This is a genomic window from Bryobacter aggregatus MPL3, from assembly GCF_000702445.1.
Taxonomy (GTDB): Bacteria; Acidobacteriota; Terriglobia; order Bryobacterales; family Bryobacteraceae; genus Bryobacter; species Bryobacter aggregatus.
This window is the reverse complement of record NZ_JNIF01000003.1, coordinates 2,372,588-2,395,353: the sequence shown is the minus strand read 5'-3', so window position 1 is coordinate 2,395,353 and position 22,766 is coordinate 2,372,588. Positions and strand designations below refer to the sequence as shown.

21 protein-coding genes are annotated in these 22,766 nt (G+C 57.7%); 4 read left to right on the top strand and 17 right to left on the bottom strand.

Annotated features, from left to right (window positions below):
• Positions 1-5: 5 nt before the first annotated feature.
• The 7 genes from M017_RS0111360 to M017_RS29705 all read right to left on the bottom strand — a co-directional run bounded on the left by M017_RS0111360 (position 6) and on the right by M017_RS29705 (position 7,499).
• A complete protein-coding gene (locus M017_RS0111360) occupies positions 6-1,565 on the bottom strand; it encodes a type II and III secretion system protein family protein (protein ID WP_051669873.1) in 1,560 nt (519 codons plus the stop codon).
• A gap of 15 nt (positions 1,566-1,580) precedes the next feature.
• Entirely contained in the window at positions 1,581-2,549 is a 969-nt protein-coding gene (cpaB, locus tag M017_RS0111355; RefSeq protein WP_051669871.1) for a Flp pilus assembly protein CpaB, read from the bottom strand.
• Between the two features lie 8 nt (positions 2,550-2,557).
• Positions 2,558-3,034 carry an A24 family peptidase gene (locus tag M017_RS0111350; protein ID WP_051669869.1) on the bottom strand — a complete coding sequence of 159 codons (477 nt, stop codon included), beginning with the start codon at positions 3,032-3,034 and terminating at the stop codon, positions 2,558-2,560.
• Positions 3,031-4,590: a hypothetical protein gene (locus M017_RS0111345; RefSeq protein ID WP_031497993.1), complete on the bottom strand. Its 1,560-nt coding sequence runs from the start codon at positions 4,588-4,590 to the stop codon at positions 3,031-3,033. Before M017_RS0111345 ends, M017_RS0111350 begins: the two co-directional genes overlap by 4 nt.
• Complete coding sequence (locus tag M017_RS27615; protein ID WP_051669867.1) at positions 4,587-5,156, bottom strand: LuxR C-terminal-related transcriptional regulator; 570 nt, start codon at positions 5,154-5,156, stop codon at positions 4,587-4,589. Before M017_RS27615 ends, M017_RS0111345 begins: the two co-directional genes overlap by 4 nt.
• A gap of 745 nt (positions 5,157-5,901) precedes the next feature.
• Entirely contained in the window at positions 5,902-7,293 is a 1,392-nt protein-coding gene (locus M017_RS0111330; protein WP_035957776.1) for an amidase, read from the bottom strand.
• Positions 7,290-7,499, bottom strand: a complete 210-nt coding sequence (locus M017_RS29705) for a hypothetical protein (RefSeq protein ID WP_162179894.1) — start codon at positions 7,497-7,499, stop codon at positions 7,290-7,292. Before M017_RS29705 ends, M017_RS0111330 begins: the two co-directional genes overlap by 4 nt.
• A gap of 442 nt (positions 7,500-7,941) precedes the next feature.
• Between M017_RS29705 and M017_RS0111320 the strand changes: the two genes are divergently transcribed.
• Positions 7,942-8,448, top strand: coding sequence for a carboxypeptidase-like regulatory domain-containing protein (locus M017_RS0111320; protein WP_031497988.1), 507 nt, complete (start codon positions 7,942-7,944; stop codon positions 8,446-8,448).
• On the opposite strand, the gene M017_RS0111315 is transcribed toward M017_RS0111320, so the two are convergent.
• From M017_RS0111315 to M017_RS0111295, 4 genes are all read right to left on the bottom strand, one after another.
• Positions 8,435-9,148: a hypothetical protein gene (locus tag M017_RS0111315; protein WP_162179893.1), complete on the bottom strand. Its 714-nt coding sequence runs from the start codon at positions 9,146-9,148 to the stop codon at positions 8,435-8,437. The genes M017_RS0111320 and M017_RS0111315 overlap by 14 nt on opposite strands.
• Before the next feature lie 322 nt (positions 9,149-9,470).
• On the bottom strand, positions 9,471-11,060 hold the full coding sequence (locus M017_RS0111305; protein WP_031497985.1) for an FAD-binding oxidoreductase: 1,590 nt from the start codon (positions 11,058-11,060) through the stop codon (positions 9,471-9,473).
• A 57-nt stretch (positions 11,061-11,117) separates the two neighbouring features.
• Positions 11,118-11,864: a PEP-CTERM sorting domain-containing protein gene (locus M017_RS0111300; protein WP_031497983.1), complete on the bottom strand. Its 747-nt coding sequence runs from the start codon at positions 11,862-11,864 to the stop codon at positions 11,118-11,120.
• Positions 11,865-12,204: 340 nt separating this feature from the next.
• Positions 12,205-13,146 (bottom strand): amidohydrolase family protein, encoded by a 942-nt coding sequence (locus tag M017_RS0111295; RefSeq protein WP_031497981.1) that lies wholly within the window; start codon positions 13,144-13,146, stop codon positions 12,205-12,207.
• A 19-nt stretch (positions 13,147-13,165) separates the two neighbouring features.
• Between M017_RS0111295 and M017_RS0111290 the strand changes: the two genes are divergently transcribed.
• Together M017_RS0111290 and M017_RS0111285 are read left to right on the top strand one after the other, a co-directional pair.
• Positions 13,166-14,122, top strand: a complete 957-nt coding sequence (locus M017_RS0111290; RefSeq protein WP_031497979.1) for a hypothetical protein — start codon at positions 13,166-13,168, stop codon at positions 14,120-14,122.
• Positions 14,123-14,189: 67 nt separating this feature from the next.
• Entirely contained in the window at positions 14,190-14,885 is a 696-nt protein-coding gene (locus M017_RS0111285; protein ID WP_035957775.1) for a hypothetical protein, read from the top strand.
• 83 nt (positions 14,886-14,968) lie between these two features.
• Here the strand turns inward: M017_RS0111285 and M017_RS0111280 are convergent, their stop codons facing one another.
• From M017_RS0111280 to M017_RS0111260, 5 genes are all read right to left on the bottom strand, one after another.
• Positions 14,969-17,680 (bottom strand): ABC transporter permease, encoded by a 2,712-nt coding sequence (locus tag M017_RS0111280; RefSeq protein ID WP_031497976.1) that lies wholly within the window; start codon positions 17,678-17,680, stop codon positions 14,969-14,971.
• 4 nt (positions 17,681-17,684) lie between these two features.
• Complete coding sequence (locus M017_RS0111275; RefSeq protein ID WP_035957774.1) at positions 17,685-18,041, bottom strand: PadR family transcriptional regulator; 357 nt, start codon at positions 18,039-18,041, stop codon at positions 17,685-17,687.
• A gap of 53 nt (positions 18,042-18,094) precedes the next feature.
• Positions 18,095-18,934, bottom strand: a complete 840-nt coding sequence (locus tag M017_RS0111270; RefSeq protein ID WP_031497972.1) for an NAD(P)-dependent oxidoreductase — start codon at positions 18,932-18,934, stop codon at positions 18,095-18,097.
• The gene (locus M017_RS0111265; RefSeq protein WP_155121355.1) at positions 18,935-20,071 is read right to left on the bottom strand and encodes a hypothetical protein; all 1,137 of its coding nucleotides are present in this window, start codon (positions 20,069-20,071) and stop codon (positions 18,935-18,937) included.
• 75 nt (positions 20,072-20,146) lie between these two features.
• Complete coding sequence (locus M017_RS0111260; protein WP_162179891.1) at positions 20,147-20,707, bottom strand: RNA polymerase sigma factor; 561 nt, start codon at positions 20,705-20,707, stop codon at positions 20,147-20,149.
• Between the two features lie 186 nt (positions 20,708-20,893).
• Here M017_RS0111260 and M017_RS0111255 point away from each other — a divergent pair, with 186 nt between their 5' ends.
• Positions 20,894-22,090 (top strand): MFS transporter, encoded by a 1,197-nt coding sequence (locus tag M017_RS0111255; RefSeq protein ID WP_080507652.1) that lies wholly within the window; start codon positions 20,894-20,896, stop codon positions 22,088-22,090.
• On the opposite strand, the gene M017_RS0111250 is transcribed toward M017_RS0111255, so the two are convergent.
• Positions 22,046-22,417, bottom strand: a complete 372-nt coding sequence (locus M017_RS0111250) for an MmcQ/YjbR family DNA-binding protein (RefSeq protein WP_035957773.1) — start codon at positions 22,415-22,417, stop codon at positions 22,046-22,048. The two genes, M017_RS0111255 and M017_RS0111250, sit on opposite strands and share 45 nt — an antisense overlap.
• Positions 22,418-22,766 lie beyond the last annotated feature (349 nt).

The window sequence follows — 22,766 nt, the reverse complement described above, 5'->3', positions numbered from 1 at the left end:
GGAGGCTAGTTTCCGCCTCCTGCAACGACAGTGTGATCCGGAATGGCGCTCAGCCCGTTGCTCGAATTTGTGCCGGCAATCGGCACAGGCTTCCCCGCCGGAGCAGAGTCCGGTGCAGCTGTTGTCGCGTGTTCGGCCTTGCGGACCGGCTTCCAGAATAAGAATGGATTGCGTCCGCCGTCGTGGTTATTGTTCTTGGCCGAATCATTCGGCGAAGTGATGGTCTGGTTCACGGGTTCAGCAATCCTCTTGTTCATCTTGAAAGGTTGCAGCCACTCTTTCGGGAACTCGGGCATCGGCAATTTATCCCCGGGATTGTAAGGCTTCACGATTTCCGGCGTCACCAGAACAATCAGTTCGGTCTTGCTCTTGCGCTCGAGACGGCTCTTGAAGATGTTGCCCAGAATCGGGATGCTTGCCAGACCCGGCAGCTTCGACATCTGATCCGTCACACGGTCGTCGATCAAACCGGCGATCACAAAGCTCTGCCCTTCCTTGAGCTCGACGTTGGTTTCCATCCGGCGCGTCGCTAAGGCCGGGATCGTAAAGCCCGACAACGAAACGGAATTCGAAAGATCGATCGTCGAGACCTCCGGTTTGACATACATCCGGATGGTCCCGTTCGGAGTGATCGTCGGGTTGAAATTCAGGCGGATACCATACTCCCGGAATTGGATGGTGACGGCGCCAGCATTGGCGCCCCCTTGCAGGATCGGCACAGGAAACTCGCCACCAGCAAGGAAACTTGCTTCTTTTCCGTTCAAGGTGGTCAAGTTCGGCTCGGCAAGAATCTGCAGCACATCCTGATTCTGGAGCGCACGAATGACAGCGCCCAGGTTCAGATCGGGCCGGAAGGCAAAGATATTCAGCGCATCGGAGAGATTGAAGTTATTGTTGTTGCCGCTACCGCCAACAGTGGTTGCGGTCGGAGCCGCATACTGCCCCGTGGTGGTACGGCCGACCGTGTTGGCCGCTCCAGTGCTGATCAGATTGACGCCAAACTGCATACCGGCATTGCGATTCAGTTCGGCAAACTTGACGTGCAGAACGATCTGCTGCTCAATCGGCCCATTGGCAATCTGGAGGTTATTCACCACGGTCTTCGCCATGGGAGTGGCAATCGCAACCGCACGGTCTGAGACTTCCTTACTCGAAACTTTACCGACTAAACTGATCGAGTCCCGTGCGCTCTGCACGCGGATGTCTTCCGCCGGAAAGGTTTCACTCAACAGCTTCCGAATCGGATCAAGATTGTGCTCAACCGTCACGTTGTACATCGTGCGGGAACCGGTCTTCGCCCAGACCACGACCGTCGCCGCGCCATGGCCTTTGCCATGCAGCAAAAACTCTTTTGCGGTGGCCGGGACGGCATCCACCACCTCTGGATTGGAGGTGGAGATCCGGCCGATATCAACGGGATAGTCGATGACGAGACTTTTGCCAATCGTCATGCTGAGATCGACGACGCTCATCGACTGCGCGGCAAGCGGAGCGGGCATAGGGAGCACGATCAACCCGATGAGGGCATAGGCCAAAGCCTGTTGGGCATTCATGAGATAGGACATTCTTGCGTTCCTCAATTACGGGATGGCGACGGGAGGCGGTGCACCGGGAGTGCCGGGCTTCATCCCAACTGTCTCGACACTGCGGTTGTTGCCTCGGATGACAACGATCTGCTCGGGAACCGGCGGGAGCGCTGGCGCCGCCGGGGCAGCCACATTGACCGGGGTAACCGCAACACTGGAGCGACGCTGGCGGCGCTTCATGGCATCGAGTTCGGGATCCCCAGGATTGTTCGGGTCATTCATCACAGCGCCGCGGCGCCCGGAAGACTTTCGATTGCCGTACAGCGAATCCACATTGACACCGCTAGTTTTCTGCACATCGTTGTCACTTCCGTTGCGGAGAACCAACTGGATACGCCCTTCCGATCCCGCCAGGATGATCACTTCGGCCTGCTCGGGAGTAACCAGCAAAGTAACGGTCGGCGCGTTGATTGCCTGGCCACGGGCGTCGGGCGCCATCGTCTGTCCCGCGCTCAAGACCGTAATGTTTTGGAGAACCGTGGTGGTAATCGTTTCAATCCCCGAGGGGGGACGGCCAGTCACGGTAATATCTACCCGCATGCCGGGCAGAACAAAGCCGGCTACGCCGACCACGTCATTGACGCGCACAGTCACCGCACGCATGCCCACTGGAATGATCGGAGCCAGACCGGCACCGGAACCACGCGGCGCAAGACGTCCTTCGATGACCGATTCCTCGGCCAGGATGTTGGAAACGACAGGACGATCGAGCACTTCCTCGACCTTCATAAAACCGCCCTTGGGGAAGGCAGCGACGGGAACCTTGCTGATGGTGACATCTCCGGGCTTGATCGTTGTTCCCACATTCAGTGGCTTTGCCGCCACAACAAGATCTTTCATCTCGACCGCCTCGGGTCTAGCCGGCGACGAACTCGAGCGCGCCGACATCTGGTAGAAGACACTCGAGATGACCAGCGCGAACAACAAGCTGACGCCGAGTACGGTTAAAAATCTGCGGTCCATAAGAAAGCTCAAACCCCTTTCGGTATCAACGCCAACCAACTGCCAAGGGTGATAGCGGGTGCGTACGGAATGTAGTTGTCGATCGGAGGCACCTGTGCCTTATCGGATAAATGGCGGCCACGCCAGGCACGGAGCGCTTCGCGGCTGAGGACCAGGATCATGGCGAGGATGCCACCGATCCCTGCCGTCAACAGTGCCGCCTCGACCAGACGGGAAGGTCCGAGCAGCGCACCAAAACCAGCCATGAGCTTGACGTCCCCACCGCCCATGCCGCCGAGAATAAAGAAAATCAAGAAAACACAGAATCCACAGATCGCTCCCAGAGCCCATTGGCCCAAACCATGCCATCCGCTCCGGTTCGTCTGCACCACCAGCGCACCGACGAGGGCGGCGAGGGGGATTCCATTTGAAATATTGCGGCGCCAGAGGTCTTCGCCGGAAGCGGCTAGGCCAACACTGAGCGCAACTGCCGTTTCCAGGGTCATTGGCGGGTCTCCACTATTCCTTCGGACGGGGGGGAGCCTTTCATTAGTCCGAGCGGGGAAAAAAGCTTGGCCGCGTTTGTGGGTTTTCGCTCAAATGCAACGCTAACTCCATCAGAATGAATCGTTTGCCACTCCGGATCGCGTTGTAAGAGGCCTCCGAGATCGCTACCGGCCGGCAACAGCACCAGCGTCACCCGATGCGCATCAAGTTGCTGCCGCCAATCCGGCGCGCCGTTGACGATCGCAAGGTATTGCCGGCCCAGATCGGGCCCAAAGAAGTCGCTGCGGCCATCCATGAAGACCCGTGTCGATGGCCAGAAGCGGTAGAGCAGGTAATCGCCCCACTGGTCACTGGTGAAGACGCGCGGTCCCTGGAGTTTCGCGCCCAGGGTGTTGGCGGCCACCACCGGGAACAGCTTTTCCGGAAAGTCACTGGGGTGGGATTGCGGGCTCAGGAAAAACAGCAGGAGCGGCAGCAGGAACGCCCAGATGGAAGTCCACGCGAACTTGGGGCGGAGATCGGCATCGAGATCGCGAAAAATCCCAAGCGTCGAGGAGCGCTTCGCCGGAGCCCAGACAGACTCGAGCAAGCACGTGAGTTCCGAGGAGATCACGGGGCAAGCCGCCAGGATAAAAATCGGAGCATGGCGCACGGCGCCGAGCGCCAGATGGGCCCAAAGCCAGACGCCCGCCGCTTCAATGAGTCCGCGGGAGCAGCGGAAGGCCCGGCCCCAGGCGGTCGCAATGCCGAGCAGCAACAGCACTTCAAACTGCAGCAGATTCTCTGCCCGGAATTTTGGACTTTGGAACTCGTCAACCGCATCCCGGATCCAGCTGCTCTGGAGATAGCCGAGGATGTGCTGGTGGAGATGCCAACCGTAGGGATTGCAGAGAGTAGCCACCGCACAGACCATCGTCACGAGAAGTTCCTTGCGCCACAGGGGATCCCGGTAAAACAGATGCACCACAATCTGAATGCCAAGGAAAACAAAAAGCGCCGGCCATCCCCCATGGAGATTGGTCCACAGTACGGTGAGTGGCACGAGCAGCCAGATGCGTGGCGAGGGCCGGCGCCGCTCTGCATCAAGCAACCACAGTGAACTCACCAGCAGGAACAGGGTAAAGACATGCGGCCGCGCCAGATAGTGCATGGTGGACCCGCCCACGGCGAGCATCATCAGGGGGAAGGCGACCAGCACACTCGAGCCGCGCCAAATCATCCAGCGCAAGGCCACAATGCTGGTGGCCACCAGGACGAAACCACAGACAAAGACGAGCAGCGGTAGGCCACCCAAGCCGTGCAGCAGCGCAAACAAAACATCTGCGCCCCATTCCCAGGCGAACCATTCCGCGCCAGGGCGGGTATAGGAAAACAGGTCTTCGAAAGGAACTCGATGGTTCTTTAGAATCCATTCGCCGGTGCGGATATGCCAGCCGGTATCCCCATCGCTGAGCAGTAAGCCCCAGCCTTTGGACGACAAGAGGAAGAGCCAGGCGATGAGTGCGGCAAAGATCAGATCCACGAAACCGGGAAGGAACCAATGTTTCTTCATCATGAGCTGGCCGAGATGCGTTCGTCCTGGTCCAGACCGAGAAGCTTAGGCCCCTGGGCCGCGAGTTCAAAGCGATCCTTGACGCCCGTCTTTTCAAAGATGTGCATCAGGTGCACCTTCACCGTACCCGCAGTGATCTGCAGTAGATCGGCAACTTCCTTGTTCTTCATGCCGCGGCAGACGGCGCGGACAATCTCCCGCTCGCGGGGCGTCAGACGGGTCGTGTTCTTACGGTTGAGGAAACCAACCACCTGATCGCTAATTGAATTCTCAAGCCAGAGATTGCCTGCCCCGACCGAACGAAGGCAGTCGAGCAAGGTGACAATAGGAAGAGTTCGGCGCAGAATGCCGCGTGCGCCTAGCTGCAAGGCGCGAAAGCACTCAATCTCTGCCAGTTCCAGGACCCAAAGCACTGTGCGAGAAGACGGGCTGGCAATCTTCATTTCCGTGAGGAAGGAAAAGACGGGACGCAGTCCGGAAGACTGATCGATCATGACGATGTCCGGCTGGAGTTCAGACACCTTGGCGATTGCATCGCGCGGGGTGGACGCAGCCCCAATCAGCTGCAAATCAGGAGTCTCGGCTAAGATCCTAGCGAGCCCCTCAACAACAACGGGTTGTGCTTCACAAAGGAAGATGCGATGCGAAGACATTCTCCAGTTCCTTCTTGTTCTATCGGTCGGACCGCGCGGAAGAAATAGAGGGGAGTGGTAAGTATCTTGATTTTTGCCGTATGCCTAGGGTGTGCCAGGAACAGTGCAGGGCGACAGAACGGGACATTACTCCCCTTGCAGCACTGGATCCGTACTTTCCGCAAACGCAGTCCCTTCCGGAGATGGGCACGATTTGCCGTGGTGTTGGACTGCGGCTACTGTGGCTTGGCCGGTATCCCGCTGATCTCTCCAAGACAAAGTGACATTCTCTCCAGTTCCCCTGCTGGATTTGAGAGCGAGCGCTCAACTTGAGTACGATCCTGTTTCTCGGCCGGAGAGACCTGGAGAGCGAGTAGATGTCCCAGCGTGTCTAGGCCAGATGCACCTTGGTACCCCTTCTCCATTTAGCCCCGTTTTCAGCCGGAGCAATTCCAACAGGTCACCCACCATGGTTGCGAAGACTTCGCCCCGCAGCCACCTCTGCTGAGAGACAACCTCCCCAGGCGCTCCCATCTTGCCGATGTAGCGCAGCAACTCATCTCCGTTGCGGGCGCCCTCCTCCACCAACGTCAGATTCTTCCTCGCTTACATCCGACGTGCATCGCTTTCGGGCTTCGGGGAAGTGACCATCCCCCTAGCCTCTCAAAAGTGAATACAGCCTCTAGAGGGGAGGACGGCGGCGAAAGTGCCCGGTCTCCTCTTCAAAACGCGCTCCGGCGTGCAACACCTTCGCGTCAGCTCCAGGCTTCGCGATGAGTTGGAGAGACATCGGGAGTCCGTTCGAGTGGAAGCCACCCACCACGGAATGGGCAGGCGTTCCGAGTACGTTGAAAGCCCGGACCAGCAAGGTGGAAGCGGCACGCACCTCCAGTTGCTGCCCGGTAGAGAGAGTCACCATCTGCTCTCCGATCTTCGGCGCGGTGATGCCAGTGGAAGGGGCGAGAAGAATATCGCAATGGCTCCAGATGTCCCGTTCCGACTGCGCGCGATACAAACGGCGAAGCTTCTGCGCCTGGAGATAATCCACCGCCGGAATGAGACGGCCCGCCTCAAAGAGAGGACGTACTTCGGGGCTAAAATCCTCGCGGCGGCCCAGATGAGGCTCCATGACACTTGCCGCCTCGGCAGGCAGCAGGACATGGCTCACGGCCACGACCTCTCGCAACCAGCCGAGCTTCAGTTCAACAATCGTAGCGCCCCACTCGTGGAAGGCGCGGAGGGCAGACTCTACCATCGCCCGAATCTCGGGATCCACCGCTTCAAGAAGGAAGTCGGAGCTATATGCGATGCGGAGTCCGGCAAGAGAAGGGTGATCGGGAATCGAAATGGCTTCGTTTGGTTGCTTGCGGCAATAGGCGTCACGGGCGTCGGGACCGGCAATCGCATTGAGAACAGCGGCGCAATCCCGGCTGGTCTGGGCCAGTGGCCCCATATGATCAAGACTGAAGCCGAGCGGCATCGTGCCATAGCGGCTGACGAGCCCATAGGTGGGCTTGATCCCGGCAGTGCCGCAGTAACTGGCCGGAATCCGGATGCTGCCTCCCGTATCACTTCCCATCGCGGCAAAGACCATTCCCGCACTAACCGCGGCCCCACTGCCGCCACTGGATCCTCCCGGAATCCGCGCCGGATCCCAGGGATTCCGAATAGCACCATAGTGGGCGTTGTTCGATGTGATGCCAAAGGCTAGCTCGTGCATGCCAAGCTTGCCGGTGAGGACAGCGCCAGCGGATCGCAGCCGCTCGACCACAGCGGAGTCGTAAGAAGGAACGAAGTCCGCAAAGATCTTACTGCCACCTGTGGTTCGCGTGCCTTTGGTATAGAAGAGATCTTTGGCTGCGACCGGAATTCCTTGCAGCGGACCGTGGTCGATGCCCTTGGCGAAGTCGGAATCGGCTTGCCGGGCCTGCGCAAACGCCTGTTCTTCCGTGAAGGTGAGGAAGGCGTTGAGTTTTGATTGGAGAGTTCTACTGCGCTCGAGGCTTTGCGTGGTGAGCTCGACGCTAGAGACTTGTTTCGCGCGCAGCGAGACGGCAGCTTCCAGGAGCGTCATGCTTTCACCTCGCCGAGGCTGCCGGAGCCACTGGGGTCAAAGACAGGATCGGGATCGAGCTCCCCATTGATTTTCAGCTTGAGGGCTTCAAAGTTCTGGTAGTTGGTGGCCCAGATTTTGCGGAGCACTTCCCGCTCGGCCTCACTCAGGTTTGGATAGGTGGCTTCAGTGAGTTTGGCCCAATCAGGGGTCGGCGGGAGCGGCATGAGGCTTAGTTTATCTCGCTTGATTGCAGCTTCGATCGATAGTGGATCCAAATGATCTGCATCATTTCGAGGTTCTTCGTCATCTTTCTGGCTGGCCTGGCCACCGTACAAGGGTGCAAATGCGTGCCCCGCTCTCCCTGTGCGCTCCCAATCGTCGATGTCCGCACCGCTGTCTTCGTTGGGGTGGTTCGTGAAGTCTATCCAGAAGAATTGATGCGCCACTATCTCCTGCAACTGGATCCGGCTTTTGATATTTCCTCGGAGAAATATGTACCAAAGCTCGAAACCATTCGGACCAACCTCCTCCGCATCTGGAGCAGTGTGTTGACAGCAGAGGAGATTGCCCGACTGAAAGGTGCAAGAGACTTTCCAACGCGCTTGATCTCGTCAACACACTGCGGGCCTCGAAGAAGGAGAGCCAGCCCCTCGCGAGCTCTCCGGCATGATCGAGGAATTTCAACCCACTCTTGTCGATGAAGAGCTTGAAGATCATTCGCTCCCGCTCGCTCGCATCGCGGTACAGCCTCAATCGGGCATGCAAAGCAAGAAGGTCTGGGCTGACGAGAATGGCCGCTTCCGCCTCATAGGACTCGACGCGAGCGTGTATCAGCTAAGCGCGAGCTTCTCCGGGTATCATTTTCGCGAACAACGTGAAGTGGATCTGAGTGTGTGGGGAGAAAATCCTGGGATCCGGCAGTCCATGCAAGAGGAGATCTCGGTTCAGGTGATCCCGCTCGAGCAAAAAGCCGAGAGGGTGAGGCGACAGATAGAAACGGACGGCAGCTTCGAGATTCGGGCTCCGCAGACACCAGGAATCCAGAAGGCCGCCCCGATCCTTTACTACCCAGGGACTCTCGACCGCGCGAAGGCAAGCGCATTTCACAGCGCAGCGGACGCAACGGTCGAGATTCCCGTTTGGAAGTTAATCGCGTTGCCTAAGCAACAGTAGCCACTTTGGGTTCGTGTGCGTTGATTGCGGTGGACAGCGCCAGGATCGAATTCGTAAACGAGACCTCACCTGCGGAAATCACTTCCACCCGGCTGCGTAGCTCTTTTCCCAAGGACGCAATGGCGTCCACATAGCGAGTCGCCGGACGTGAGGTATCAAATTGCAGGAGTTCCATCTCACAGCGATACTTCGGATCGATATAGGAGGGCAACGGACGGCCGGACTCTTCGAGGACCGATCCCCCAAGCCGTTGCAAGATAGTTGACGAGGAATGACGTTTCGTCGCCGTGCTCAGGCCGACTGTGCCACCAAGGATTTCTCCAAGTGCGTACATCGAGAGAACGGTACGCAAGGCCTGCGTGGAATTTCGACAAGAGCTGGAAACACACCAACCTCCAAGTTCGGCAAAACGCATTCCGCGCGACCGGGCAGATTCGATGGCACTGTGGATGGCACTGCGCAGCGGGGCCCGCCAAAGGGGATTGCGAGCCAAGGCCGATTGAGCAGCAGCCGTTCCTTCAAAGGAAGGTTCCGGATTCTCGTAATAACGAGCGCAACTCATAATGCGCTCCTCTTCATCGAGCACCAGGAAATGCCAACTCGCTGGATCGACTGCCTGGATGTGGCGGCCATCGGAGGTGAGTTCACAAGCCTGCAGCGCACCGTCGGCAAGATAGTGAGCCCCTCGGAAACGTTGCACTTCCATCAAAAGATGGCGATGCGCTGACGAAGAGTTCGAGGCCTGATCGAAGTGCCGTGAGGCCGCACGAGGAGACGGCGCCAGAAGCACAGGCCGAAGACCTGGTCCTCGAGACGGTGCAAGAAGACCGCAAGGATATGAAGACATTCTCTTAAGCTCCCTTTCCGAGAGTTGGAGGACACTCGGACAAGAATTGAACAGCCGCTAAAGAGTACTGGTACCGCTTAGGTTTTTCGTACTGTTCGATTAGCATACCACTGATCGTCGAGACGGGACAGCGCCATTAGGGAATCGAAAGGACTAGTGCCTAAAAGAGACTTAACTAAGATAGTCCGTAGTGCCCCGGTGAGAGCAATACCTTAGGATCCAAGCTAGTTTCCAGGTTTGAGAGCGCTTTTAGCTTCTGGTGTTTGTCCCAAAATTCCATGGATTGTACTCCAAGGCGGTAGGGAGGAAAGCCAGCTGCCAGCAGACGCTCGTTCAAAGTTCGATTCACGGTCATGGCCCGGTCGTCTTCGCCAATGATATCCCGATCATAGATGATCGAGACGACGCAGATCAAGGCTCGAGGAGTCGCCAAAGTGAAGGAAACAAAGGGCTCGAACCCGCCGGGAAGCAAAGTGTCACGTACAATCTGGTCGAGTTTAGCTGCCGATTCGCCGTCCGCAGAACAAACGGGCGCAGACCAAAGAAGCCCGCATCTGTCGGAATTGGGGTCCGGCAATCCAGGAATCGGTCTTTTTTTGCGCCAATAGATACTTCGAAGAGCATGGTTTGAAGGTCGGCCACGAAGAAGATCAATCGATGGCGCGATGAGTCCGAGCGTTTTATCCAAGTTCATTCCGGCAAAAGGACTCAAAATAGCAGAGTGACTTTTCGCAAATGAAAGGAGTCTTTCGCTCGCAAAATTTAAGGAGTCGACCTTAGGGCGCAGAGTTCGACTGAGTAATTTTTGCATGGTACGCACCATCTTCTTCGGTCCATAAAGCGCACCCGAACCGTTCCAAGCACCGAAGCCGTCCCGCTTCCGAAGTACTGCAAGTACTAATGGCCCCAGGGGCGTTTCGCCATGTGTTTCCTGCCAGGGATACTGCTGGATTCCGGCAAGAACCCGATAGTCATTCACGATGTGCACAGCACTTTGGAGGATGCCGTTCATGCGCAGGTCCCGCAAGGTCTCCACCAGGGGAGGGAGAGCGTCCGGGGCCCCGCAGCGGAAGAAGAAAGGGAGAAAAGCTTCCGGTGCGGGCATGAGCCAGATGGTCATTCGCGTGACTACGCCCAATCGGGACTGCGAAAAGAGCCCATCGATGAAGGGGCCAACGCCCCAGCGGAATACGTTGCGAGAGGCCGAGCCGGTGAGGGCACCAAGGCCGGTCTCAATCACTTCGCCGGTCGCGAGTACTACTTGATAGGAACAGGAATTGGCAAAGTGGTCGCTCAGCGGAGTGTGACCAAAGCCACGCTCCAAGGTGTTTCCGATGATGCTGCAGGAAGGAGAGGAGCCGGTGGCATCCATCCAGTAGCGTCCTCCCTTCTCTTGCAGGAAGTCGTAGAGCTGTTGCTGCGTGACCCCAGGCTCAATCACGACATAACCGAGGCGGTCGTCGTAATCGAGAATCCGGTTCATCCGGCCGAGATCCAGAAGCAGCGTGGAGTCTGCATAGGGAACAGCTGAGCCGTAGCCCCAGTTCATTCCAGTGCTAATGGGATGGAGACGGATGTCATGGCTCGCGGCCAGGCGAAGGCATTCTTGGACTTCGCTCACGGAACCCGGACGGAGAACAGCAGGAATTTGAACTGCAGTCGGAAATGTGGCAGTAGAGAGAGATGCAGCAGAGATGATGTTTGCCGCACCAAGAACAAGCTCAAAGGGCTTGAGATCCAGCGACTTAGGTGGAGATTGGTGCATAAGAATCACGACGGCCCGGGCAAGCCCGGGCCGTATCGCGAGATTGGAGATAACAGGCTAGGCGTTCCGGCGGCGCAGGTAGGTAGCAATGCCTGCCAAGGTCAAACCGACCAGACCCATGGAGGCGGGTTCGGGAACGGCGTACACATCGAAGGTTGCAGACCAGGTAGAGGATACCTGACCCTCATTCGCCAGTACGAGCAGAACCTGCTGGAAGGTCATGTTGTTGAAGGTATTGCTGAAAGTACCAGTGAACGCAGAAACATCCGAACCATTGTGAACTAAACCAGAAACGCTAAAGGAAGCGGTTGAGCCACCATCCGGAGTATTCGCCAAGTTGAACGGCGAAAGGCCCATGGGGAGGATCGGAGTGCATTTCTGACCGGCAGCCGCAGGGAGACCGCAATCGCCACTGCCATTCACACCAGGAGCAATATAGGTAAGCTCGAAGGTCGTGACATCGTTATAAAAGGTCAGGAAGTTGGGGAGAGAGAAGGTGGAGCCGGTAATCTGGACACCATTGTCCAAATTCAAAATTGTGCCCTGATAGGGATTTGCGCCGCCGGCATCAAAGGGGTTCGTGAAATAACCGGTATTCGGGGGGCTCCCACCGACCGAGAAAAGATTGTTGCCAAAGATGATGGTGCCAGTATCTACAGTCACGCCGCCTCCGGGGCCTGCTGAGATGCCAAGGTGGCCAGTCACTACAGTCGCCGATGCTGGCGCCAAGGCTAAAAAGAAGCCGATCATACCGAGAGCAAGAGTGGTCTTGATTCCGGTCAGGGAAAATTGAGATTGAAACATGTTTGGGTCCTCCGAATGAGTGAAGGGAAACAACCCTCGCTCAGGCTCTAATCTTATCAGCAGGTCTGAGGTTTTCCGCTTAGGTATTTAGTACTAGGTAGTCCCATTCCCCTCAGCATTCGTCCCGCAACCTAAGGTGTTTTGCCTGACGACTTCAGGTTAATTTCCTCAGTCTCCTAGTAGAGAACATCGACGGTGTAGATGCTACATAGTGAGAGTGAATTTTTTGCATAGCTGGATAGGGAGGATTTGAGGGCGAGAGTGAGTGGAATGCGAGGGGGAATTTCGGGGCTTAGCTCGAGCGCAACCTAAGCCCCGATTGCAGGCAAAAGAAGAGAGTTCAGGCGAGTTGGCGTTGCGTCTGGGTGCGGGGTTTCCAGGCGTAGGCGGCTTGGGAGTTTCGCCAAAAGTATTTCTCTGCAACAAGTTGCGGCTTGTTTGCCAGATAGTCCTGAACGACTTTTATGACTTGGTCGTAGGTTCCAACACCATCACTATTGGGCCAATCACTGCCAAAGACGACTCGATCTTCGCCAAAAAAATGCCACAACTCATCGAGCTTCGGGTAATAAGATTTTGAGTCTGTATTTGTAGCACCCTTGATTTTTTTGAGGACTGCAGAGCCTTTGACATAGATTTGCCTCCTACCTGAAAGATCCTTAAGCAACTCTAGGCGTTTCGACTTAGCTTCTGCGGTGTCGGGAACCTCCATTCCGGGTAGGTGGTCAATCATCATGCGTAGGTTTGGAACCAGATCCGAGGCGCGGCGGAGGTCGGCGAGGAGTTGGAGGGTGGGATTTGCCGAGTCGAGGATGAGCTTGCGGGAGGCGAAGTCCTTCAGCCCGGCGACGAATTCCGGTTTTTTGAGCTCTGTGCCCAAGTCGGTACCCCAAAGATTGCCGTAGCGGATGCCGAGATAGAGGGGATTTTTCGTAAAGGTATCGAGATGCGAGCGGAATTTCGAGTCCGCCGGGTTGAGGTTCCCAATCATGCCGACCATGATCGGCGCGGGCGCTTCGATGTCGAGCACCCATTGGTTGTCGTCAAACCAGGGGCTGCACTCGACCTCAATCGCGCCAACGACATTGTGCTTTTTGCTGAGTCCGACGTAGCGTTCGGGGAGCGCGGGCTGGTATTTGACCCTATCTTCCTTGGGAGGCCAGGGGACTCCCTGCGGGCGGCGCGGGTCAAAGAGGTGGATGTGGGTATCAATGATGGGGACAGGGGTGGCGGCTGGGGCCAAGCCCGCGGCCGCGGCGGCAAGGAAAGATCGTCTTTGCATTACAGATACGATAATGCATATGCGATCGATACTCCTGGCCCTGACCGTTGTGGGAATGATGGCGGCTGAAGCCCCCGAGGCCCGAATTGAGAATGGCAAGCTGAAGGCCGTCTTTTATCTCCCGAGTGCCGAGACGGGCTATTACCGGGGCGCCCGATTTGACTGGAGCGGGGCGATGAAGAGCCTCAATGCGCAGGGACACGAGTACTTTGGCGTCTGGTTCAACCGCTATGACCCGGAGCTGCACGATGCGATCACCGGCCCGGTGGAAGAGTTTCTCACCGGCGAGGAGGCGCTGGGCTGGAGTTCTGCCAAGGTTGGCGGCCAGTTTGTGCGGATCGGGGTGGGCAGCTTGCTGAAGCCGGATGACAAACCATTCCAACGATTCGGCCGCTACAAGGTGGTGGATCCTGGAAAATGGAGTGTCACCCAGAAAAAAGATCGCATCGTCTTCCTGCAAGACCTGAAGGACAACGGGAGTGGTTATGCCTATCGCTACGAGAAGACCGTGCGTTTTGAGGGAGAGACGATGTGGATCGAACACAAACTGAAAAATACGGGCTCCCAATCGATCCTGAGCGAAACCTATAATCACAACTTCTTCATGATTGACGGGGAACCATCCGGCCCCAACCTGGAAGTCAAGTTCGCCTTTGCAGCGCATCCCGATCGCGACATGAGCGCCATGGCGGCGAAAGTAGAGGATTCCAAGCTGACCTACCACCGCACACTAGCGAAAGGCGAATCCGTATTTACGGAGTTGCGTGGCTTCGGGGAGGAGGCAAAGGACTACGACTTCCGCATCGAAAACCATAAGACGCGGGCTGGGGTGCGGGTTCGCGGCGATCAGCCGTTGTCGAAGCTGGTGTTCTGGTCGATCCCCACCGTTCTGTCGCCCGAGCCCTACATCAAGATCGATGTCGCCCCGGGGAAGACCTTCCATTGGCAGATCCGGTATGACTTCTACACCTTCTAACCCCAATTCTGCGAAGTGTGGTTGAAACAAGACAGTCCACGCGGAAGTCCCACAGTACAGAGGAACCATGTACTTAAAAATCACAACACTTGTAGGCATGCTGACACTCCTGTCGCCGGTTGGATTTGGACAGAGCATGAATGCGTCGATCACCGGGGGTGGCGGGTCGAATGGCAAGTGCACGATCGAGGTCGAAGTGGAACAAGGCGCCGACGTGAGCATTCGGGGAACACGGGCGACGATTCGGGCTTCTCGTGGGCAGCGGGCAAATTTCCGCCGCTTCCAGTGCAATCAGCCCATGCCGTTGAATCCTGCAAACTTCCGTTTCCGGGGGATTGATGGCCGCGGCCGGCAGACACTCATTTCCGATCCGGGCCGCAACGGAGAAGCCATTGTGCGCATTGAAGATAACCGGGGAGGCCGCGAAGGCTATACCTTTGATATCGAGTGGAATGGACAAAATGGCCCGGGCGTTGGCGGCGGCTATCCGCCTCCGGGACCCGGTTTTGGCAGACCTCCGGGTGGCAACCGATGGACCACCGCACAAGCAGTGAACGGCTGCCGCAATGAGGTGCTCCATCGAATGCAGCGCGACGGAGTGCGCAACCCCAAGATCACCAGCGCCAATCTGGATAGCAATCCAGGACGCCGGGACTATGTGACGGGCTTTGCCTCAGGACGCCGGGGCGAAGATTATCGATTCGAGTGCTCGGTTGATTTCGACTCCGGCCGCGTGCGGAACGTCAGTATCCAAAGGCGGTAACAATTTTGCCCGGCGAGGTGTCGTCTGGGGAAAGAGATCGAAAAGAGACGGGGGTAGCGATGAGCCTACCCCCTGTTTTTTCGTTACTCATAACGGAGCGCAACCAGAGGATCGACACGAGCCGCGCGAAGTGCCGGGATCGCAGTGGCGAGGATGGCGACCAGGACGAGGATGCCTGTCGCGGCGGCAAAGGCGAGGGGATCGGTGGGGGCCAGGCCGTAGAGCTGGCTGGTGATCGCTTTCATTCCAGCGTAGGAGAGCAGCACACCCAAGCCGAGGCCAACCGCAAGCAGCACGCAGGTTTCGCGCAGGATCATGCTTAAGACTTCGCTCTGCTGCGCCCCAAGAGCCTTGCGCAAACCAATTTCGCTGGTGCGGCGCGTGACGCCGTAGGACAAGACCCCATAGAGCCCAATCGCGGCCAGCAGCAGCGCGACCAAGCCAAAGGCAAAGGAGAGCTTGGCCAGCATCCGCTCCGTGATCACATACTCGTCGATGGAGCGAGCCAGAGGACGAGGGGCAATCAGCGGCAGATTCGGGTCACGAGCGAGAATGGCGCGCCGAATGGGCTCGGTAAGTAGCGCTGGATCCCCAGGCGTATGGATGACATAGGTAGCAACGCCAAGCGGAGTGACCGGTTGCGCAGCGGGAACATAGAAGCGGGGGCCCTCTTCACGGCGCAGTGAATTGCTTCTGGAGATATGAGAAAGGCCAATGACCTCATAGGTGTTGCGTTGCTTGCCGTAGACCTGGGTGACATGAAGACCGAGCGGATTGCGGCCCTCAAAGAAACGCTTCGCGAAAGACTCGTTGATGACGCAAACCTTGTTGCCGGCCGGGGTATCGCGATCGGAGATTTCGCGGCCTTGCAGCATCGGAATCCCGACCGTAGAGAAGTAGTTCGGCCCGACATGATCGTAGCGGGAGCCAATCGATTCGTTACCCTTCTTTTCATAACCCTCGACTACGATCTCGTCGCCAGAGTCCGAACCCGTAAACAGGCCGTTGCCAGAAAATGTAACGGCCTTCACTCCAGGCACAGCGCGAATCCGCTCGCTGAGATCGGTAAACAGGGCGGGCCGCAGGGCTTCGGCATAGCCTGCGGTCTGCGCATCGACACTGACACTGAAGAGGCGCTCTTGCTGATAGCCGAGATCGACGCTTTGCAGCTTGTTGAGCGTCCGCAGCAGCAGTCCGGCCCCGATCAGTAGCGGCAGCGACAGCGCGAGTTGCCCGACAACAACCAGCCTGCCGACGCGCTGCCAGGCCAGCGACCCGCTGACTCCCCTGCCCTGCTCCTTGAGCCCCGCGGCATTGTCCATTCTCGTCACGCGTAGTGCCGGAAGCAGACCGAGGGCGAGGCCTGTGATCACAGTGAGACCGAAAGCAAAGCCAATCAGCCGCGCATCGATCGCCGCAGAGATCACAGTCGATTCTGAAACGAGATGCACCAGGCCCATGCGCATGAGGATGGCCGTAGCCACACCGGCGCAGCCCCCCAGAAAGGCCAGAAACATGCTCTCGGTGAGCAGCTGGCGGACCAGCCGGGAGCGGCTGGCGCCGAGCGCGAGACGAACTGAGATTTCGCGATTGCGCGCCACCACCCGCGCCAGCAGCAGATTGCCCAGATTCGCGCAAGCAATCAAGAGCACCACGCCGGCCGCAGCCAGCAGCATGGTGAGCGGATTGGCAAACTGCTCGCGGGTCTGGGAGGCGCCGCTCGCGGCGGACCGCAACTTCAAGCGCTGGTCCAGAAACTTCTTGAGGTTCTCCGGACTCAGCCCGACGTTGTAGTAGCGAATGAGCCCCTGCTGGAAAATGGCATTCGCGGCCGCCTCGGCACGAGCCAGATTCTGCCCTGGTTGCAAACGTCCATAGACGTGCAGCCACATCACCTTGTCGATGTCGCCCGGAAGATCTCGCAGCCGATCGGTGCCCGGCAGGATTACCGTCTGCATCGTCAGCGGTAGCCAGACATCAGGATGTTGGCCCACACTGTCACCAAAGAAGCCGGGCGGCGCGACCCCGATGATCGTAAAGATGCCGCCGCGCAAGGCAATCGGTTTTCCGAGTACTGCCGAGGAACGCTCGAAGCGGCGCTCCCAGAACGAGTGGCTGAGAACGGCATAGGGAGCCGCGCCGATCGTGTTGGTGTCGACATCACTCAGCGTGCGGCCGATGCTCGCATCGATGCCGAGGCCGGAGAAGTAGTCGCCCGACACCATCTGGCTCCGGACATCCTCCGCTGGCGCTCCATCAATACGCACCGAAATGCGCTCACTGTAGCTCTGTGCCGCCATCAGCTTCGAGAAGATCTGCGATTGCTCCCGCTGCTGCAGAAACTCACCGTAGGTGAGCAGGGAGCGCTCCCCCCGTTGGGATCCGGTGGAGCGGCCTGCGGAGCCGGGATTGGTGAGCATGACGAGCTCTTGCGGATTGCGCACCGGCAGAGAACTGAGCAGAACGCTGTTGAGGAGGCTGAAGATGGCCAGATTCGCGCCGATGCCGAGGGCGAGTGAGGCAATGGCAACTGTGGTGAAGCCAGGAGTGGTGGCGAGATTGCGAGCGGCGTAACGAAGGTCTTGTGAGATCACGTGCAGATGCTCCTGGGGTGCGGTTTGGATGAGGTCAAGGAGGGTGAAAAACCAGATCGACAACTCCGCCCGCAGGCTTCGCCTTCGTCTGGCCTGTTGGATCTGCTCGCTGAATGCGGCCAACATCTCGGCGCCGTACTCCGCCCGGAAGGGCTTGGGGTAACAGAGCAGAAGAGTCCGGTAGCAGTGCAGGGGCAGCATCGGTCTATAGCTTTTTCGGAATGAGTCCGGTGGCGCGGGCGCTCGAAAGCATCTCATTCAAACGTCTTGCCTCAGCAAGCGCGACCTCGCGGCCGAACTGGGTCAATCGGTAATAGCGACGGCGCTCGTCCTGGCTATCGGCATCGGGGCTTTCACGCAGTTCCTCGACGAGCCCTTGTTCGAGCATGCGCCGGATGGAACTGTAGAGAGTGCCCGCGCTCAGACGCACGCGTCCCCCCGTGCGCACCGAGACGTCCTGCATGATCGTGTAACCGTGACGGTCACGATCGGCAAGAGCAACCAGGATATGAAAGACCGCGGTGGGTAGCGGCAGGAGAGATTCAGGATCGAACTGTGACATGCTCAACTATACTCGTTTCGAGTATAGTTGAGTTCGTTATACTCGCCAAGAGTTTAGTGACGAAGCGGCTGAATCACCTGGGAGAAGTCCCGTTCACCCAAACCGGCGGCGATCGCGTTGTCAAACTCGGCAATGGCCGCTTGCGCCGTGTGCAGGGTGAGTCCGCGCTGTTCGCCGAGAGCGGCTGCGTAGCGCAGGTCTTTGGCCATCAGTTCGAGATCGAAGAAATGATCGGTGGAAGCCTCAACCATGCGGCCTCCCACGGCCTTGACCAGCGGACTGCCAGGAGCGCCATCACAGAGCAGTTGGTGCGCTTGCTTCAAATCGAGACCACAACGCGCAGCCAGCGCCAGCCCTTCCGCCAAAGCAGCCGCCTGCACACCGCAAAGGAAATTATTGATGAGCTTCATGCGCGCCCCACTGCCCAGCGGGCCGAGAGAAACGACACCACGGCTGATGGCGGCGAAGAGGGGCTGCGCCGCCGCAATGTCATCAGCATCGCCGCCAACCAACAGGAGCAACTGTCCTTCTCTCGCCTGGACAATGGAACCGGTAACCGGAGCATCCAGGAGACGGCGTGTCCGTCCAAGTTCTTCGATCCATTGCGGGCTGAGCGTACTGCATTCAATGCAGAGCGCATTGGTTTGTTGCACGCCATCCTCGCCCAACCAAACGCGGCGGGAGGCCTCGTCGTCAGCCACCATGCTGAATAGAAATTCGGCATCTTTTGCACAATCCGCCGGAGATTCCGCGACACGTGCCCCAAGCGCCGCCAGGGGTTCCGCACGGGCAGGGGTGCGATTCCAGACCGCCAATTCGTGTCCGGCCTGGGCGAGACGGGCCGCCATTCCGGCACCCATGACGCCAAGACCAATGAAACCAATTTTTGCCATTTATTGAACCTTTGCTTTTGCGGGATGGGTCTGCTCGAAGATCCGGTATGCCTCTTTGGCCTTTTCCGGATCGAGCTTTTTATAATCACCGCGGCCTGCTTCTTGGAGCAGGACTTCTTGAATCCGTTGCAGGAACTGGAGCCGAATGACAGGATCCAGATGATCGATGGATTTCGATTCGATGAGATAAGAGAGCGGGTATTCAAAGAGCCGGGTTTCGAGATTGAACTTACGGAGCGGCCCGCGCTTCTCAAAGTCTTTGGCAAAATCCGTATCGCCTTCGATGCGCTGCGGAAGCGGCTCTTCGTCGGCGAAGGTCAGGTAGCGAACGGCGGATTCGATCGCTCGGGCGACACGGCGTTGGGTGGAGGCAGACCAGGTGGACACTTTGTCCTCCTTCTGGTCCATCTGGTTCATCGTGTGTTGGAGGGCCAGCGCGGCGCGGCTCTCATGATCGAGCCAAGCCAGATGATTGTGGCCGGCAACCTGATGGCCCAGCACCAGAAGAGCAACGACGTCTGAAGAGGAACTCGGCCAGGTTGGGTTATCAAAGGGCTGGAGGGCTCGCGGTGTCTCGACCGTTGGGTAAATTTGATTTCCCATGTGTGGAAAGTTCAGACTCTTCTTCGCAGTGACATACCATCCCCCCCAGCGCTCTTCGAAGCGGCTGGTGTCATCGGTGATGAAGTTTGAGCGGTTGGTGTGGAAGTAGCCGGTCGGCTCGGGGTGGACACTGCGCATCAGATGCCCCGGAATGGAATGAGTGCGGCTGGACTCGTGGCATTGCAGACAGATTTCCCGCTGCGCCAATCGAGGCTTCCTGGACGGGTCCTGCTCAATGACGTGGAAAGTAGCCCCACGAACGGGATCGGCGTAGGAGACTTCGAGGAAATCGCCCCCTCGCACCCACCCCACATAGGTGTCGTCGTTAAAGTAGATCGCACGCGGGGCTGCGGGGAAGATCAAGGGGAACTGCGCGCTCGTCTTTGAAAAGACCAGCGTTTGGGAGGAAAGGGGAATATCGAGAGTTTTGAGAAGAGAAAGCAAATAGCCACGATCTGGCTCGTACTGCAAGGGGAGAGGACCCGCGGGGAGTTGGCTGAGGAGCAGAGGCAGAACTAGGATAGATGAGGTCACCTTAATCCTATTGTGACCCCTCTTGTGCGCCTGCGACGGCAGACACTGCCCTGCCCGCCGTCGCAGTCTCTAGTGTTAGGCGGCTTCTTGCGCGTAGGCCGCAGTAGAACTCACCTCCAGGTTCATCCTACCCACCAGATTCTTTTTCAGCCGGGTGAGACGTACACGCACACCCACTGCTGAGAGACCAAAGGTACTGGAAAGTTCCTGGCTCGTATACCCTTCCACGTAGTAGAGCTTCAGAAGCTGTTTCTCTGTTTCAGTGCAACCCGCAAACATACGATGGGCATCGATCGATTCCGATTCGAGAGGCGTCTCGACCAGCGTGGTTTCGAGAAGTTCGGTCGAGGACTGCAGCTTGCGGAAATTGCTGCGGAGGAGATTCTTGGCAATCGAGTTGATCCAGAAGGTGAGAGCAGCAACATGGCGGAGTTGCGACAAACGCTCCCATCCCCGGACCCAAGCGGCTTGCGCGACTTCTTCTGCCAGTTCCAGGCTGGCTCCATTCGCGGCCAGAAAGCGTACTGTTTTGTTGAACCCATCCTGATATGCCTTCGCATAATCATCACGAGTCAAAAGTGCCTCATTGAGCGAGGGCTGAAAATTTGGGTTGATGTCGATAGCGATGGCATTCATGGCAATCCTTGTTGCACGAAGCGTGCCAATCTCTGGAGTGGCGGGAATGTGTGGAAGTTGGAACAGTTCTCCGCAATCTTGGCCCATAATCCCGGGGACTTTTTTACCCTGTGCGAAAAATCTACAGAGTGATGTAACACCTTGCCAAGAAAGGCTCTTTCTTTCGCTTATCCTGAAGGACTACCTATGAGTATTCGGTTTCGATTCAGCGTCATGATGTTGCTGGAATACATGGTTTGGGGCGCTTGGTACCCAGACTTTTCGGCCTATCTCGGGAAAACACTTGGATGGACGGACGGACAAGTAGGATCGATCTACGCACTTTTACCGATTGGGTGTATGGTGGCTCCCTTTGTTGCCGGGCAGATCGCAGACCGGTACTTTCCAACGGATCGTTTGCTTGCTGTCTTACATCTGCTGGGGGCCATACCGTTGTTCATCATGGCCAGTGCGCAGAGCTATGACGGCATCTGGGTGTGGATGTTTGTCTGGGCGCTGCTCTTTGGCCCGACACTCGCGCTGACCAATTCGATCTGCTTCTACCACATGCCTGCCGCCGAAGGAAATTTCGGATTGGTTCGTGTGTGGGGAACGATTGGGTGGATTGTTGTCGGGCTCCTGTTAGGAGTGGGGTTGCGGGAGTGGTTACCCGGAGTGCTGAGGCCGCTCGGTGGTTTCGATGGAATGTGGCTCGCTTGCGTCTTATCGATCATCCTTGGCTTGTTCTGCTTCACCTTGCCGCATACGCCGCCGGCACAGCAAAGTACGAGTCCGCTCGCGTTCCTGGGTGCGTTGAAAATGCTCCGCGACAAAGATTTCGCGATCTTCCTCGGGATTGCATTTGTTGTGGCGACCGAGTTGATGTTCTATTTCATTTTGACCGGCCCTTTTCTGTACAAGGTGGGGATTTCATCCGGCAGCGCACCGGCCTGGATGGCCATTGCGCAGGCCGCTGAGATTGGGACGATGATCTTTCTGCCGAAGATGCTGAAGAGTTGGGGGATTCGCGGCACGATGATGGTGGGGATTCTCGCCTGGCCCTTGCGTTATGCGGTGTTCGCGATGGGTGGGCCGCTCTGGCTGATTCTTGCCTCGCTCAGTCTCCACGGGCTCTGCTACGTCTGCTTCTTCACCGCCAGCTATATCTATGTGGACCAGATCGCCCCGCCCGATGTGCGAGCGTCGGCACAAGGCCTGATCGCATTTGTGCTGCTGGGCGCGGGCCTCGTGGTGGGAAGCTGGTTCGCCGGTGCGGTGAGCGATGCATTCCGGGTGGGTGGCGAGGTGGACTACTCCAGAGTCTTTCTGGTGCCCCTGGTCCTCACCATCATTTGCGCGCTACTGTTTGTGACCTTTTTCCGGGTTCGCACCGCGCGAGCCTGATTTTTTCTGCAGAAGTTGCCAGGCATGGGTGAGATGAGTGGCGAGTTCCTCGTCGCTCACTTCTGAAAGTGCAACGCCAATCCAGCCCTTGACGCCAACATAGGGCGGACGGAAGTATTTGCGTGGGTCGAGATCGATGAGAGCAGCCTGCTCGCCTGCGGCAGCAGCAAGCCACACTGCGATGTGGCCGTCGTTGTGGTGGTTGTTCGCAAACATCGCAAAAACACGCTTGTTGGTGAAGAAGGTGGGCTCGCCGTGCGAGAGCTTTTCGGTGACACCGGGGAGTGCGAAGCAGAGACTTCGCACTCGTTCCAAAGGATCGCTCATGCGCAGAGAGTTTAATCCAAACGGAAGGAGATCAGTAGTACCGTCACCACCTGCTTCCCGGAAAATGAACTGAGTCGGGCAGCCTCTGCGGCTTCCGTGGCATTCGAAACCAGCAGCAGACAGCGAGCAGTGCGAAAGAGCCCGCCTGGCAGTGGGTGCCCACCTTCTATCCGCTGAGCAGTTCTTTTGATGGAGCGATCCCGATTCGACTGAGCGCCGGGGAAGATCCACGCGCGCTGCGCGTGGAGATGAGCCGGGCAGCTGTGCATACGATCTCGGGCATGGTGCGCGCCGATCCGTCGATCGATCGGAAGAAGACACCTCTGCGTTTGGAATTGGTGCGCAAGTT

What these genes read in the sequence shown, in the direction of transcription:
- cpaB (WP_051669871.1), bottom strand. Translation starts at nt 2,549, where the DNA reads ATGGACCGCAGATTTTTAACCGTACTCGGCGTCAGCTTGTTGTTCGCG.
- M017_RS0111345 (WP_031497993.1), bottom strand. Translation starts at nt 4,590, where the DNA reads ATGATGAAGAAACATTGGTTCCTTCCCGGTTTCGTGGATCTGATCTTT.
- M017_RS0111250 (WP_035957773.1), bottom strand. Translation starts at nt 22,417, where the DNA reads ATGAGCGATCCTTTGGAACGAGTGCGAAGTCTCTGCTTCGCACTCCCC.
- M017_RS0111300 (WP_031497983.1), bottom strand. Translation starts at nt 11,864, where the DNA reads ATGTTTCAATCTCAATTTTCCCTGACCGGAATCAAGACCACTCTTGCT.
- M017_RS0111305 (WP_031497985.1), bottom strand. Translation starts at nt 11,060, where the DNA reads ATGCACCAATCTCCACCTAAGTCGCTGGATCTCAAGCCCTTTGAGCTT.
- M017_RS0111290 (WP_031497979.1), top strand. Translation starts at nt 13,166, where the DNA reads ATGCGATCGATACTCCTGGCCCTGACCGTTGTGGGAATGATGGCGGCT.
- M017_RS0111285 (WP_035957775.1), top strand. Translation starts at nt 14,190, where the DNA reads ATGTACTTAAAAATCACAACACTTGTAGGCATGCTGACACTCCTGTCG.
- M017_RS0111260 (WP_162179891.1), bottom strand. Translation starts at nt 20,707, where the DNA reads ATGAATGCCATCGCTATCGACATCAACCCAAATTTTCAGCCCTCGCTC.
- M017_RS0111280 (WP_031497976.1), bottom strand. Translation starts at nt 17,680, where the DNA reads ATGCTGCCCCTGCACTGCTACCGGACTCTTCTGCTCTGTTACCCCAAG.
- M017_RS0111360 (WP_051669873.1), bottom strand. Translation starts at nt 1,565, where the DNA reads ATGTCCTATCTCATGAATGCCCAACAGGCTTTGGCCTATGCCCTCATC.
- M017_RS0111255 (WP_080507652.1), top strand. Translation starts at nt 20,894, where the DNA reads ATGAGTATTCGGTTTCGATTCAGCGTCATGATGTTGCTGGAATACATG.
- M017_RS0111330 (WP_035957776.1), bottom strand. Translation starts at nt 7,293, where the DNA reads ATGACGCTCCTGGAAGCTGCCGTCTCGCTGCGCGCGAAACAAGTCTCT.
- M017_RS0111275 (WP_035957774.1), bottom strand. Translation starts at nt 18,041, where the DNA reads ATGTCACAGTTCGATCCTGAATCTCTCCTGCCGCTACCCACCGCGGTC.
- M017_RS0111320 (WP_031497988.1), top strand. Translation starts at nt 7,942, where the DNA reads ATGATCGAGGAATTTCAACCCACTCTTGTCGATGAAGAGCTTGAAGAT.
- M017_RS0111350 (WP_051669869.1), bottom strand. Translation starts at nt 3,034, where the DNA reads ATGACCCTGGAAACGGCAGTTGCGCTCAGTGTTGGCCTAGCCGCTTCC.
- M017_RS29705 (WP_162179894.1), bottom strand. Translation starts at nt 7,499, where the DNA reads ATGCCGCTCCCGCCGACCCCTGATTGGGCCAAACTCACTGAAGCCACC.
- M017_RS0111295 (WP_031497981.1), bottom strand. Translation starts at nt 13,146, where the DNA reads ATGCAAAGACGATCTTTCCTTGCCGCCGCGGCCGCGGGCTTGGCCCCA.
- M017_RS0111270 (WP_031497972.1), bottom strand. Translation starts at nt 18,934, where the DNA reads ATGGCAAAAATTGGTTTCATTGGTCTTGGCGTCATGGGTGCCGGAATG.